The 14,490-nt window shown below is 35.2% G+C and carries 15 protein-coding genes; 14 read left to right on the forward strand and 1 reads right to left on the reverse strand.

Annotation, left to right across the window (positions count from 1 at the left end):
• The first annotated feature begins 4 nt into the window (after nt 1-4).
• The 10 genes from ACZSMY_RS14165 to ACZSMY_RS14210 all read left to right on the forward strand — a co-directional run bounded on the left by ACZSMY_RS14165 (nt 5) and on the right by ACZSMY_RS14210 (nt 8,367).
• A complete protein-coding gene (locus tag ACZSMY_RS14165) occupies nt 5-322 on the forward strand; it encodes a PTS fructose transporter subunit IIB (RefSeq protein ID WP_212928714.1) in 318 nt (105 codons plus the stop codon).
• A gap of 26 nt (nt 323-348) precedes the next feature.
• Nucleotides 349-801, forward strand: coding sequence for a fructose PTS transporter subunit IIA (locus tag ACZSMY_RS14170; protein ID WP_212928713.1), 453 nt, complete (start codon nt 349-351; stop codon nt 799-801).
• Nucleotides 802-819: 18 nt separating this feature from the next.
• Nucleotides 820-1,128: a PTS fructose transporter subunit IIB gene (locus ACZSMY_RS14175; RefSeq protein ID WP_212928712.1), complete on the forward strand. Its 309-nt coding sequence runs from the start codon at nt 820-822 to the stop codon at nt 1,126-1,128.
• Between the two features lie 32 nt (nt 1,129-1,160).
• The gene (locus ACZSMY_RS14180) at nt 1,161-2,264 is read left to right on the forward strand and encodes a PTS fructose transporter subunit IIC (protein WP_212928711.1); all 1,104 of its coding nucleotides are present in this window, start codon (nt 1,161-1,163) and stop codon (nt 2,262-2,264) included.
• A gap of 105 nt (nt 2,265-2,369) precedes the next feature.
• On the forward strand, nt 2,370-3,059 hold the full coding sequence (gene alsE / locus ACZSMY_RS14185) for a D-allulose 6-phosphate 3-epimerase (protein ID WP_465147909.1): 690 nt from the start codon (nt 2,370-2,372) through the stop codon (nt 3,057-3,059).
• A gap of 557 nt (nt 3,060-3,616) precedes the next feature.
• Nucleotides 3,617-5,476, forward strand: coding sequence for a BglG family transcription antiterminator (locus ACZSMY_RS14190; RefSeq protein ID WP_465147910.1), 1,860 nt, complete (start codon nt 3,617-3,619; stop codon nt 5,474-5,476).
• 18 nt (nt 5,477-5,494) lie between these two features.
• Nucleotides 5,495-6,373, forward strand: coding sequence for a ketose-bisphosphate aldolase (locus ACZSMY_RS14195; protein WP_289584948.1), 879 nt, complete (start codon nt 5,495-5,497; stop codon nt 6,371-6,373).
• A gap of 54 nt (nt 6,374-6,427) precedes the next feature.
• Nucleotides 6,428-6,898 carry a PTS sugar transporter subunit IIA gene (locus tag ACZSMY_RS14200; RefSeq protein ID WP_289584949.1) on the forward strand — a complete coding sequence of 157 codons (471 nt, stop codon included), beginning with the start codon at nt 6,428-6,430 and terminating at the stop codon, nt 6,896-6,898.
• Between the two features lie 54 nt (nt 6,899-6,952).
• Entirely contained in the window at nt 6,953-7,273 is a 321-nt protein-coding gene (locus ACZSMY_RS14205) for a PTS fructose transporter subunit IIB (RefSeq protein ID WP_212928707.1), read from the forward strand.
• An 8-nt stretch (nt 7,274-7,281) separates the two neighbouring features.
• Nucleotides 7,282-8,367, forward strand: a complete 1,086-nt coding sequence (locus tag ACZSMY_RS14210) for a PTS fructose transporter subunit IIC (RefSeq protein ID WP_246528994.1) — start codon at nt 7,282-7,284, stop codon at nt 8,365-8,367.
• Between the two features lie 421 nt (nt 8,368-8,788).
• Here ACZSMY_RS14210 and ACZSMY_RS14215 read toward each other — a convergent pair whose 3' ends face one another.
• The gene (locus ACZSMY_RS14215) at nt 8,789-9,613 is read right to left on the reverse strand and encodes a Cof-type HAD-IIB family hydrolase (protein WP_256705634.1); all 825 of its coding nucleotides are present in this window, start codon (nt 9,611-9,613) and stop codon (nt 8,789-8,791) included.
• Between the two features lie 316 nt (nt 9,614-9,929).
• Between ACZSMY_RS14215 and ACZSMY_RS14220 the strand changes: the two genes are divergently transcribed.
• The 4 genes from ACZSMY_RS14220 to ACZSMY_RS14235 all read left to right on the forward strand — a co-directional run bounded on the left by ACZSMY_RS14220 (nt 9,930) and on the right by ACZSMY_RS14235 (nt 14,439).
• A complete protein-coding gene (locus tag ACZSMY_RS14220; RefSeq protein WP_256705635.1) occupies nt 9,930-11,999 on the forward strand; it encodes a BglG family transcription antiterminator in 2,070 nt (689 codons plus the stop codon).
• Nucleotides 11,986-12,456: a PTS sugar transporter subunit IIA gene (locus tag ACZSMY_RS14225; protein WP_256705636.1), complete on the forward strand. Its 471-nt coding sequence runs from the start codon at nt 11,986-11,988 to the stop codon at nt 12,454-12,456. Before ACZSMY_RS14220 ends, ACZSMY_RS14225 begins: the two co-directional genes overlap by 14 nt.
• Before the next feature lie 17 nt (nt 12,457-12,473).
• Nucleotides 12,474-12,755, forward strand: a complete 282-nt coding sequence (locus ACZSMY_RS14230) for a PTS sugar transporter subunit IIB (protein WP_256705637.1) — start codon at nt 12,474-12,476, stop codon at nt 12,753-12,755.
• 316 nt (nt 12,756-13,071) lie between these two features.
• The gene (locus ACZSMY_RS14235; protein WP_256705638.1) at nt 13,072-14,439 is read left to right on the forward strand and encodes a PTS galactitol transporter subunit IIC; all 1,368 of its coding nucleotides are present in this window, start codon (nt 13,072-13,074) and stop codon (nt 14,437-14,439) included.
• Nucleotides 14,440-14,490 lie beyond the last annotated feature (51 nt).

The raw sequence follows: 14,490 nt of genomic DNA on the forward strand, positions 1-14,490 counted from the left end.
CATGATGAAAATTGTAGGAGTTGCAGCATGTACTGTAGGAATTGCTCACACATATATTGCACAAGAAAAACTTGAAAATGCCGGAAAGAAAGCAGGGCATCAAATTCATATAGAGACACAAGGAACTATTGGGACAGAAAACGAATTAACAGCAGAACAGATTGCAGAAGCTGATATTGTTATCTTGGCAGCAGATGTAAAAATTTCTGGACAAGAACGTTTTGAAAGGAAACGAACCATTCAAGTGCCAACAGAAATTGCTGTGAAATCACCAAATAAACTTATTGAGAAAGCAGAAGAGGTAGTAAATAAAAATCAATAAACTTTTTATTAAATGGAGGGGAAAGTATGGATGTAAAAGACATTATAGATGTAAATACGATCAAAATAAATATGAATGCTAAAAGTAAAGAAGAAGCATTAATAGAATTGGCAAATTTACTTTTAGAAAATGAGTATATCACAGATATAGAAGGATTTATGAAAGATATTTATGATCGAGAAGCAGAAGGACAGACAGGAATCGGAAATTACATTGCAATTCCTCATGGAAAAAGTGATTTTGTGCAGAAATTAGGAGTGGCTATTGGAATTAGTGAAGAAGAAATTCCATGGGAAACACTGGATGGAAATGGCGTGAAAGGAATCATTCTTTTTGCTGTAGGAAACGACAATGAAGGTGCGCAAAATCATCTGAAATTATTATCTTTATTTGCAAGAAAATTAGGTAATGATGAAGTAATCAAAAAATTACTCCATGCTTCAAAGAGGGAAGAAGCGAAAGAAGCTTTTAGTAATTAATATAAGGGAGAGAAAAGGATGAAAATTGTAGGAGTTGCAGCATGTACTGTAGGGATTGCTCATACGTATATTGCACAAGAAAAACTTGAAAATGCCGGAAAGAAAGCAGGGCATCAAATTCATATAGAGACACAAGGAACTATTGGAATAGAAAACGAATTAACAGCGGAACAGATTGCAGAAGCTGATATTGTTATTATAGCAGCGGATGTGAAAGTTTCTGGGCAAGAACGTTTTGAGGGGAAGCGAACTATTGAAGTATCAACAGAGATTGCTGTAAAGTCACCAAACAAACTAATTGAAAAAGCAAAAGAAGTTGTTGGATAAAGTAATCAAAGAATGGTATAGGAGGGTGGCAAATGAAGAAATTTTTTAGAGAATTAAACCTTAAAGGTCATCTATTAACGGCAATTTCATATCTGATTCCAATCGTTTGTGGAGCAGGTTTCTTAATAGCAATTGGTATGGGATTTGGAGGTACAAGCCAGGATATATTGGTACAAGGTGAGTTTTCCATTTGGGATGCTTTAGCAACAATGGGAGGAGCAGGTCTCGGTTTATTACCGGTAGTTATCTCTACAGGGATTTCATACTCCATTGCTGGAAAACCAGGGATCGCTCCAGGTTTTATTATCGGTTTAACTGCTAATGCCATTGAAGCTGGCTTCATTGGCGGAATTTTAGGCGGGTTCTTATCAGGTTATCTTGCTATAAGTATTTTAAAATACTTTAAAGTGCCTAAGTGGGCTAAAGGATTAATGCCGACGTTAATCGTTCCATTTTTTACTTCTATTATTGGCGGTTTAATCATGGTTTACATTATTGGTGTACCGATTGCTGCTTTTACATCAATGTTAACGAGTGCTTTAAATAATTTAGGATCTTCTTCTTTATTAGCATTTGGTGGCGTTGTAGGTATATTGAGCGGGGTTGACTACGGCGGTCCAATTAATAAAACTGTATTTGCCTTTGTATTGACCATGCAGGCAGAGGGTCTCAATGGCCCGATTACAGCATTACAATTAGTAAACACAGCAACACCGGTCGGTTTTGGATTAGCATATTTTATAGCAAAATTGTTTGGAAAAAAAATCTATAAACCATTAGAAACAGAGACGTTAAAATCGGCAGTTCCAATGGGCTTTATTAATATTGTGGAAGGTGTCATTCCAATTGTTATGAATGATATCATTCGTTGTGTGATTGCAACAGCTGTTGGCGGAGCTGCAGGTGGAGCAGTATCGATGATGTTAGGAGCTGATGCAACAGTACCATTCGGCGGAGTATTAATGTTACCAACGATGACTAATCCGATGTCAGGAGTTATTGCACTATTAGTCAATATTCTTGTAACGGGAGTAACATTGGCTTTAATCAAGAAAGATGTATCTAAAGACGAAGCGAGCGTAGAAACAGAAGTGGAAGAAGAAGATATTGATTTAGATGATATTAAAATTTATTAATATAATAATGAAACTTTTTCTAAACACTGAAAAAAGCTATAGAGACTAAAGGGATACTGGAGAACTTTTCAATATAATCGTAAATAAACGGAGGATTAGTAGAATATGAGAAAAGTAGAATTTTCACCGTCACTAATGACGATGGACTTAGATAAATTTAAAGAACAAATTACTTTTTTAAATAATCATGTAGACTCTTACCATATTGATATTATGGATGGCCATTATGTACCTAATATTACGCTATCTCCATGGTTTATCGAAGAAGTGCGTAAAATAAGTGATTTACCTATGTCTGCTCATCTTATGGTAAAAGATCCAAGCTTTTGGGTGCAACAATTAGTTGATATGAAGTGTGAATGGATTTGTATGCATGCAGAAGTACTTGATGGTTTAGCATTTCGATTAATTGATCAAATACATGATGCTGGGCTAAAAGCAGGAGTGGTGCTGAATCCGGAAACCCCAATTGATGCCATTAACCCTTATATTGAGTTAGTCGATAAGATTACAATTATGACAATTGATCCAGGGTTTGCAGGGCAACGTTTTATCGAAAGCACCTTAGATAAAATTGTGGTATTAAGAGAATTACGGGAAGAAAAAGGTTATCAATACGTCATTGAAATGGATGGTTCATCTAATCGCAAATCATTTAAAAGAATTGATGCGGCTGGTCCTGATATCTATATTGTAGGTCGAAGCGGTTTATTTGGACTAAATGAAGATATTGAAAAATCATGGGAAATAATGCGTAATGATTATGAGGAAATGACGGGGAAAGTATTATCATAAAAAGTAAAGAGGCTATTTTAAGAATTTGCATAGCAAATTGTTAAATGGCCTTTTTTTCATTAGAGAAAAGTATATTTTGGAGTTTCATGATGTCAAAATACCAGTTGCAGAAGAAACATTAAAGGTACAAGTATACTATTCATAAAAGAAAGAATATGAAAGAGATATTAGTATTGAAAAACTTAAAAAATGACTGTAGTTACACATATAGTAAATGAAAGAACTTTCCTAGGAGAGATACCCTAAGGGATGTCTTTTTATATCTGTCGTGTATTCAGATAAATACGCCGGTTAATAGAAATCCTGATAATCTTCTCTATTAGACGAGCAATGTGGAAATGCTTACCTTCTCAGTCTGCGCACAATTTATTTCTCAATTTATTTCTATATCATTCAAAATAGAATACGACAACCTTTATTTACACTATCTAATTACTTTTTATTTGACGAAGCGTATATTTGCAATTATTGAAAACGCTTCCTTAATAGTCAGGAAACGATTCAGTATAGCGGTGGAAATTAAGGTGTATTTATAATGAATTTAGGAGGCGAACTAAGTGAAAGAGCGTCATGCCCGTTTACTCCAGTTATTAAAAATGTATGAACAGGAGGGGAAATATGTTGGTGGAGACGTGCTTAGTGAAAAGTTGGGAGTAAGCACGAGGACAATAAGAAGTGATATTCGGTATTTAAATGAAAATTACCTTGCAGATGCGGAAATAAGTTCAAATAACCGTCTGGGCTATAAGCTTGAAGGAAAAATGGAGGTTTTTAAGAAACAGGATTATTTTGAGTTTAATCAACGTGCTGTTTATATTGTTCAATTGTTAATGGAAGCGGATTCTTGGATGTCTTATCAGGAAATAGCGGATTGTTTACATGTTTCTGCACAGACGATTAATTCTGACTTGAATCGAATCACTGAGTTGATAAGCAGTCAGCAACTTGAGATTACGCTTGAAACAGAGACATTCTCAGGCATACGTATGATTGGGAATGAAATAGACAAACGTTTATTATTAGCTCATTTTGTAAAAAGAGATTTTGCGACAAAAGATGAATTAAGACATGAATTAAGAGAGCTTTTTACAAAATGGTGGTTTGAAGAAAGACAAATTGACGATACCATGGCGCATTTAGACGAGGTTTTGGAACAATATGGTGTATCCCTAAATATACAAGTTAAGTCTATGCTGATTGTGGCAGTTTTAATACAAAAATATCGTTTAAATCAAAAAGCCATTTCTAAATTTGAATTAGACCTGAGTCAAGACGACCAATCATTGAAAGAGAATTCTGCAGCCCAAGCTATTTTGAAAAAAGAAGGTCTGCCAGATGGCGAACTACTTTTAAGAGAATCTTCATTTCTAGCGGTTCAACTAATAGGGTGGAAGGTATTTCCTGATTCCAATGGGATAAAGGATAATCATCTGTTTAAAAATATCGACTTACAAATTAATGAATCACTAGCTGTTTTAGGTGATAAATATGGGTATGATTTTTGGGAAGATCACCAGCTGGTTAATGGTTTGCAGGCTCATATAAAAAGAATAATCTATCCATTAACATATAAAGCTTTAATAAATAATCCGTTTTTATCCTTTATTAAATCAGAATATATCCAAGCATATCAAATGGCTGTTGTTTTTTCAAAGTTAATAAGCAGCCGAGTTTCTGTCCATATTCCTGAAAACGAGGTGGGGTATATTGCGCTTCATATTGAAGCAGCTATTGAAAGGATGAATGATCTGAAAATCAAGGCAGCTGTTATTTTCAAAGAAAATCACGTTCTGGCTACACTAAGTAAACAGAAGATTGAGAACCACTTTAGACAGATTGAAGTGATTGACATTTATTCTATCGATGAACTGCACAAGCTGCCTGAAAATGTATCCTTGGTTATTTCCCAATTACCGATTAAAAATATCAATAAAAAAGTAATCGTAGTCAATGAATTTCTGCAGGCAGATGATTTGGCCTCCATCAAGCAAAATATCACTTTCGGTATATTAAAAGATCGGGTGAGTGAGGAAAAATTAATCTATCTCAATGAGTCAACAAAAGAAAATTTTTTAGAGAAGATGGTTGATCATTTTCGCCTGCAGCGTTACTTCAATGGCATACTGGATCGGGAGAATCTGTCTCCCACAGATATCGGTAATGAAATTGCATTACCACATCCGCTTTTTTCAACAAATGAAAAAGAATCTTACATTTATATTGGAGTAAATCAGCAAAGAATTTCCTGGGGAGAACGTTCTGTTCGTTTAGTATTTTTACTCATTTTAAGCGAAAAAGATAAATTGAAATATGAATATATTTATCGAGAAATCTATCAATTAATGAAAAATAAATCAACAGTTGAAAATCTATTATCTACAAATTCATATGAAGAATTTATGGAAAATTTACAATGATATATTGGAGGAATAAAAATGTTAATGACAATGAAAGAAATTCTAGACGTAGCATATAAAAATAAATTTGCAGTGGGTTCTTACAATGTTTCCAACAGTGAGTTGTTAAGAGCGATTATAGAAACTGCCGAAGAAAAAAATTCACCGGCAATTATTCAAATCCATCCCAATGAGCTTGATCTGGTAGGAGATGACTTTGTTGCTTATGCAAGAGAAGCTGCTCATAAAGCAAAAGTTCCCGTTGTCATTCATCAGGATCATTGCGGAACCATTGAAGGGACACTGCGGGCGATTCGAAATGGCTACACATCTGTAATGATTGACGGGTCGCATTTACCATTTGAAGAAAATATTGAATTGACGAAGAGAGCTGTAGAAGTTGCTCATGCAGTAGGCGTTTCAGTAGAAGCTGAATTAGGAACTATTGGGGAAAATGAAGGAAGTTCAGAAGGAGGAGCAGCCCAAATTTTATATACAGACCCTGATCAGGCGCAAGAATTTGTAGAACGTACGAACTGCGATACGTTAGCAGTTGCTATTGGGACTTCACATGGTTTTTATCCGAAAAATTTAAAGCCAGAGATTCAATTAGACCGTTTGGAAAAAATCAATAACAAATTGGATATTCCTCTTGTTCTGCACGGAGGTTCTGATAATCCAGATGAGGATATACGCAACTCAACAAAGTATGGAATTGCTAAAATTAATTTATCCAGTGATATGAAACGGGCATTTTTCAATCAGCTGCGTACGACATTAGCCGAAAAACCAGATGATTTTGAGCCAGATATTCTGTTCCCGGAAGCAAATAAGGCAGCGAAGGAAGTATTAAGAAATAAAATGGATTTGTTTGGTTCCTCTAATAAGGCTTCTCTTTATTGTTTAGGAGCAAAATAATACAAAAATTCCTTTTCTATTTTATTCTAACGAATTATAAAGGAGCTATGTGTGATGGAAGAATTGGAAATAGATTTGTCCGAATTGATTGATGAAACAGCTATCGACTTAAAAATGGATGTTCAGTCAAAGAGTGAAGCGATTGAAAAACTGACTGATTTGCTGATTTCTAACGGAGCAATCGAATCAAAGGAAACTTTTTTGGAGGATGTTTTTGAGCGTGAAGAGCAAGGATTGACTGGAATTGGTAATGGTATTGCTATTCCTCACGGGAAATCAACAGGTGTCCAAAAAACTTCCATAGCGATTGGAAGATCGAAGAACGGTTTGGAATGGGAAACGTTGGATGAAGAGCCTGTTCAGACAATTATCTTATTTGCGGTTACTGAAAATGATAAGAATAACTTTCATTTAAAGCTTTTGGCTAAAATTGCAGGGGCACTGGCAGATGAAAACGTTTGTTATCAAGTTAAGAACGCCGATAATGCAAATGAAATTATTCGTGCTTTGCAAAAAGAAAACTAGAAAATAATCTTGTTCAGTTATTAAAAAAAGATTAATTCACAAGGAGGCATATGTATGAAGATTGTTGGAGTAGCAGCTTGTACAGCGGGAATAGCACACACTTATTTAGCGAAAGAAAAGCTGGTGAAAGCTGCGGAAGAAGCTGGACACATCGTGAAGATTGAAACGCAGGGAACAATTGGAACTGAAGATGAGTTAACAACAAAAGAAGTTGCAGAAGCTGATGTTGTGATTATAGCGGCGGACATCAGCATTACAGGAAGAGACAGATTTAAAGACAAAAAAGTAATCCAGATTCCTACGCATATTGCTATGAAATCGCCTAAAGCACTAGTAAAGAAAATAGAAGATGAACTAAATGCTGCGACGGAATAGGAGGGGAAATGGTGAAAAAGGCTGGTGTTGTAATCAAGAAGCATTTACTTACAGGAATATCTTATATGATTCCGCTTATCGTAGCGGCGGGAATATGTATAGCATTAGGCCAAATATTTGGCGGTATTGATGTTGCAGAGAAGGAAGGGACAATTCCTTTTTATTTAAATCAAATCGGCGGTTGGGGTATGACGTTAGTGGTTCCATTGATTTCAGCAGCTATAGCCATGTCTATTTCAGATAGACCCGGGCTTGCACCTGGACTCGTCATCGGTTTTATTGCGAATGAAATTGAAAGTGGTTTTATAGGCGGGATTATCGGTGGTTTCCTAGTAGGGTATGTCGTCCTTTTGGTCAAAAAATATATCAAAGTACCGAAAAGCATGCTTGGGCTGATGCCGGTAATGATTATTCCAGTAATTACAACCGTTATCAGCGGGCTCCTAATGATTACTATCATTGGACAGCCTATATCTGCTTTGCAGGGTATATTATTAACAATGCTTGAGAATATGGAAGGCGGATCCAATTTTATTATGGGTTCTATTCTTGGCGCGATGGCAAGTTTTGACTTTGGTGGTCCCGTAAATAAGACAATGTCTCTTTTTGCAGATGGATTACTGGTTGATGGTGTTTATGGACCGCAGGCAGTTAAGTTTATCGGTTCTATGGTTCCTCCATTTGGCATTGCTTTGTCTTTTTTGATAACGCGTTATAAATATACAAAAATGGAAAAAGAAGCGTTGAAAGCTGCGGTTCCGATGGGAATATGTATGATTACAGAAGGTGTTATTCCTATTGCTGCAAGAGATATTATCCGTGTCGTTACCTCCTGCTCATTAGGGTCGGCAGTCGGTGGCGGTCTATCCATGACACTTGGAGTAGGCAGCACTGTACCTCACGGCGGATTACTGGTGGTCCCGTTAATGATTCAGCCTATGTATTTCCTTCTTTGTTTAGGTGTCGGAATTATTGTAACAGGTATTACATTATCTGTATGGAAACCGGCAGTAAAAGAACATGAAGAGAATAAAGTGGAAGAAGAGGAAGAGGAAGCAGATCTTTCAGGAATTGATTTTAAAACAGGATTATAAAATGAAATAATGCAGAATGACCGACATTCCTATTAGTTTTTGGATATATATTTTGGTAAATGAAAAGGAAATTGCAGCATATGTGTAGGAAATACTATGGTTATTGGTGCTTTAGAAGTGGATATTCCATCTAATAGCGCTGCTCTAGAAATCATAACACATATAATTTGAGAAGAAGCTATTTACGAAAAACTATCATCTATTCTCATTGGATGGTGGTTTTTCGTTGTGGACTCTTATACTAAGTTTCTGTACCTATTAAATTAAAAGAAACAAAGCGCGATAACTCTTCAAAAATAATACAGTCATAAACCCAGTTAATTAAAGGTTTATGCTGTATTTTATTAATAGAACGATTTGGTTCATTATTCCATGCTTTAAAGCTACTCAAAAAAGACCAATACAAGTTATCCAACTATATTTAAATTTTTGCTCTAGACAAATCGAAATGATAATTTACAAATGAAGAATCAATAAGCCCCAAATGCTGTAAACCATATAAAATCCCATCTTGATTACAATCTGTTGTGACATAAGAAGCGACGTCTTTTAATTCACTGACTGCATTTCCCATAGCAACGCCATTTTTTACTGATGACAGCATCTCTATATCATTCTTACCATCCCCAAAGGCATAGACATTCTCTATAGCTGCGCCTGCATACTCGATAAATTTTTGAATTCCTATAGCTTTGGAAGAGTCCGCAGGCAATACATCTGCTCCAAAGTATCCCCAACGAACAAACTTATAATCTGTGTATTTTTCTTTATAGATGATTTCTTCTTGTTCTGTGCAGAATAAATTTAACTGATTTACTGTGTTCTGCTTATAATAATCTGGATCAACTGCAGGATAGTCCAGTTTTAAATGTAAAAAATTATCCTTCGCAAGTGGATGGTCAGCATGTGTAATAATAAGATCTTTATGGTTTCCAAAACCAATTGCATGGTTATGTTGAGCGGCAAATGTTGTAATATCATGAATAAATGTTGAATCTAATGACTCCGAATGAACCTCGATACCGTCACATACCACTAGCTGTCCATTAAAAGCTATATAAGAGGAAATATTTAATTCTTTTTGAATATGTTGAAACATATTAGGCGCCCTCCCAGTAGCTATCACCGTATAGTGACCTTTCTCTTGTAAATACTGGATGGCTGTTTTGGTGCTCTCAGGTATGATTTTATCTTCTGTCACCAGTGTCCCATCAATATCAAAAAAGATGATTTTTTTCTCATTCATTTTTTATCTCCTCCTTAAAGTAAACCATAATGTATGAAAAGCATTTCAGGTCAATATTTAAATTTCAATAATTGAATGTTGAAATATAGTCAAGAAAAATTTGACCAGAATAGAATGCTATTTCTGACCTTCAATTCATAAAAGAGTATTAATCACAGAATTGCTGAGAAAGAACCTATATAATCTAATATAAAACTTTTACAGAAAAAGTCACATACCCTTGTGAAGCAATGAGCATAATAAACGTTGGGCTGAAATTGAATTTACTTTGTAGTCAGCCCAATCTAAAATGAGAAGTATCAGGAGGCGAACAATAATGCATATCGATGAAAGAAGCAATCAACTATTACAAGAATTAATCAATAATCCCCATGCAACATTGAAGTCACTTGAATCTAAGATGAGCATTAACCAGCGGCAAATAAAATATAGTCTTGAGAAAATTAATACCCATTTAATGGATGCCCATCATGTGCAAATTGAACGTACTCCTAAAGGGCAATTTATTATTCCAGGGGAAATCACAGAAATGTTTTCAGCAGAAAGAAGTGGTCATTCCTATGTGTTATCAGAAAATGAAAGGGTTGATATCCTGCTAATCATTATTTTAAATCGTTCGCAGGATTTATCACTTACCCATTTAACAGAATTGCTGGATTTTAGTAGAAATACAATAACCAAAGTGATTAAGCAAGCGAAAGAAAATCTTAAACCCTATCAAATCGAATTAAATTATTCGAGGATAGAAGGGTATCAACTTTTAGGAGGTGAGTATGAAAAAAGAAAGCTGCTGTTTGATATCATCCAACAGTATGTAAAGAATAGAAAAGATAGAGAATTATTAGAGAAGTATGGGAATATAAATCCGGAAGATTTAAAAATGTTTTATCGCAAATTGGAGCAATGCGAAAAAACATTAGGCTATACGTTTTCTGACAATATGATTTCTACGGTAGCTTATTGCTTAGTGGTCTGGCAGAACCGTGTAAAGCAAGGAAAGACAGTAGAAGGAAATGAAATGAGTAAGTTTGATTTGGCAGATACAAAAGAATTTTATACGGTGAAAAAAGTATTTTATGAGCTTCTTTTTACTAAGGAAAGTGAATTACATTACGTAACACTTCAGCTTATGATTATGAATGTGTTTTCTACAAATAATTATTATACCAGCGAATCAATGAATGCCATCAAAAATGCATTGAAGGAAATGCTGGATAAATTTGAGAGGGTTAGTGTGATTGATATTCCTCAAAAGGAATTATTAGTAGAAAAATTATATATTCATATGAAGCCTGCCTACTACCGAATTAAATATGATCTTATTGATAATTCATCGTTAGCTCTAAAATTCGATCAAAATCTTACAAACATCCATCGAGTAATTAAGTTGATTGTTGAACCAATTGAAAGCGCTCTAGACAAAAAAGTTCCGGAGAGCGAACTGGTTTATATCACTATTATTATAGGCGGCTGGCTGAGACAGCATGGTATTGATTTTAATAAAAAGATTTTAGCGGCAGTTGTTTGCCCAAATGGTCACTCTGTTTCCGCTATGATTCATGTAACGTTAACGTCTATATTTAAAGAGTTTCTATTTTTAAATCCGATGTCCATTCGTGAATTCTCCAATTATGAAGGAGAAGTAGATATTGTTTTTACAACAGATAAATTGGATACCGATGTAAAACAATTTTTGGTTGAACCGATTATGAGCGAAACAAAGATTAGAAAATTACAGTCTGCTGTTTATACAGAGCTTTATGGTTTCTCCTTTTCAAATATTGACATGGACTCTATTATGAGCATTATCGAAGAACATGCCGATGTCAAAAATCGCTTCAAGCTAGTTGATAGCTTAAATAAATATCTGCTGGGACAGAATGCATCAGCTTCTCAAATAAACCAGTATGATACAGAAAAGAAATTAGATGATTTTCTAGTCAATGACACCGTCCAAATAATAGAGAGAATGAACAGCTGGGAAGAAGCAATTCGATTGGCTTCTCAACCACTTCTGGAAAGCGGGCATATAAGAGACATTTATGTAGATGCTGTTATTGAGCACTGCAGAAAAAATTCAGATTATATTATATTAGCAAAACGGATAGCAATTCCGCATGCAAAACCGGAAGATGGTGTGTTGAAGCTCGGGATGAGCCTGTTAAATCTGAAGGAGCCTGTAGAATTTCCGAATGGACAGCGTTTGAATTTGATTTGCTTTATTGCCGCAGAAGATAAAGAAAAGCATATTAATTCATTATTGCAGCTTAGAAGACTTGCAGAGCATGAATATACAGTTAATCAAATAAAAAAAGCAGACTCTGTAGAAAAAATGGAAAAAGTTATTAGAGATTTTGTAGACGAGGTGATTTATGGTGACAAATAAAATAATGATATCAGAGGATGCTGTTTTTACAAACCTGGAAGCATCTAATAAAGAAGAAGCTCTAAGGTTAATGTCCAATGCATTTTCAGAAAATGGATATGTTAATGAAGGGTACTACGAGAGTATCTTGGAAAGGGAAAAGAATGCTCCAACAGGAATTGAAGCGTATGATTTTGGTATTGCTATTCCACATACAGACCCCAAATTTGTAAACAGTGATTCGTTAGGGGTAGCTGTTTTAAAAGACCCTGTGCAGTTTCATAGCATGGTCAATGTAAAAGAAACGATTGAGGTTAAAGTGATATTTTTATTAGGGTTATCCAAGAGTACAAAGCATTTGAATATACTACGTCAAATTATGGACTTAATCAAAGAGGAGGGCGTGTTAAAGAAAATGACCGCCATGCCTCAAAAAGAACTTTATCAATTTTTACAAAACCATTTAAAATCAGAATAAAATTGGAGGAATTTAAAATGAAAAAAGATATTATTTTTGCTTGTTCGAGCGGGATTGCAACATCAACGGTAGTAGCAGAGAAGGTGAAAGAGCATTGTGAAAAGAATGGAATTGATGTGAATGCACGTCAAGGTACAGTGGGAGAACTGTCCGGATTAGATGGCTCTGTTGACTTATTTGTTGTTACTTCTGATGTTGGCGGCGGTTATAATACACCAGTTGTGAATGCGCTACCTATCCTTACTGGGCTCGGAGAAGAAGAAGTTTTAGATCAAATTGTTTCTATTTTAAAAGGATAAAAATATGGGCTAATACTAGAATCTATGGGTGAAATAAATATAAGCATATGATGAAAAAACGGTATAATTAATGGTTTGGGCTGGAAGGGTAATCATAATGATTTTTATTCAAGATAAGCACAGAAAAAGTACTATTTTCTGTAGTGTCTGCTTACCACCTGAATCAATAGGGCATCGTATTTTCAGTCATAGATTTCAGTTAATGCCCAACTTCCAAATTAATCTATTTATTGATATATTTTACTTTTTAATTATTTGAAGTTAGAAATAAACTTATTATCAGAGAACCATATTTTAGAATAAGGAGATGAGAATTATGGGACAAACAATAGTAGATTGGTTTCAATACATTCTTAGTTTCGGACCTGAAGTAATGCTGCCGATTATTATATTCATCATGGCTATTTGTTTTCGGGTCAGCTTCAGTAAAGCACTAAAATCTGCTTTAACAATTGGATTTGGTTTTGTAGGTATATTTTTAGTGCTCGATTTGCTGACGGGTAGTCTTGGTCCTGCCATAGAAGCAATGATAGATAACTCAGGAGTAGACCTCCCTGTCATGGATACAGGTTGGCCGCCACTTGCAGCTATTGCATTTGCGTCACCAATTGCTCCAATTGTCATTATATTAACAATTGTTATAAACGTAGTGATGATTTTATTTAAGTGGACAAAAACCGTTGATGTCGATTTGTGGAACTATTGGCATTTTGCATTTGCTGGTTCATTAGTGTATATCGCTACAGGAAATATCATTTTTGGGCTGCTTGGTGCGGCAGTTGCTACCATTATCACGTTTAAACTTGCAGATTGGTCCGCTCCATATATTCATAAAAGAATGGGGCTACCTGGAATTTCCTTGCCGACATTATCATCAGCTATCTACTTCCCTGTTGGAATATTAGGAGATAAAATCATTAATTTAATTCCTGGTCTTAACAAATTAAATGCTGATCCAGAATCGATAAAAAAACGTTTCGGCGTATTTGGAGAACCTATGATGATTGGCGTTATTTTAGGTATTCTTATCGGGATTATTGCCAGATTTGAAATTAGAGACATTATCGAATTGGGAATTTCTTTAGGAGCAGTTATGTTTATTATGCCTCGAATGGTTAAAATCCTTATGGAAGGATTGATTCCGTTATCAGACGCCATACGTAATTTTCTGCAGAAACGGTTCCCTGATCGTAAAGATTTGAACATCGGTCTAGATATAGCAGTTATTATTGGTAACCCTGCTGTTGTTTCTACAGCGTTATTACTGGTACCGATTACGATATTATTAGCTGTCATTCTTCCAGGCGTTATCATTATGCCATTAGGAGATTTACCATTCATTGTGGTGCCATTAGCAATGGTTCTGGTTGCTACCAACAAAAATATCATACGGTCGGCAATCATTGGTATACCCATGATTATCGTCTCTCTCTATTTTGCATCAAATTTAGCTCCACTTGTTACGAATGTAGCCGAAAGTATTCACTATGATTTTCCAGAGGGAGCTACCTCTATGATTAATAGCTTTTTAGATGGAGGTAATCCGGTCCGGTATTGGCTTGTTATGTTAGCTCAAGGAAGCTGGATTGCGATTGCAGCTATCCCAGTTGTTCTCCTAGCTGTTTGGTATATTTATAAACTTAGCAGAAGAGATTTCGATGAAAACGGTCAGTTAAAAGAGTGAGAATATTATGCGAATTATTGAACGAAAGTAATCGAAATGGGAAAGGAGATA

The organism is Oceanobacillus sp. B139/18 (assembly GCF_055524595.1).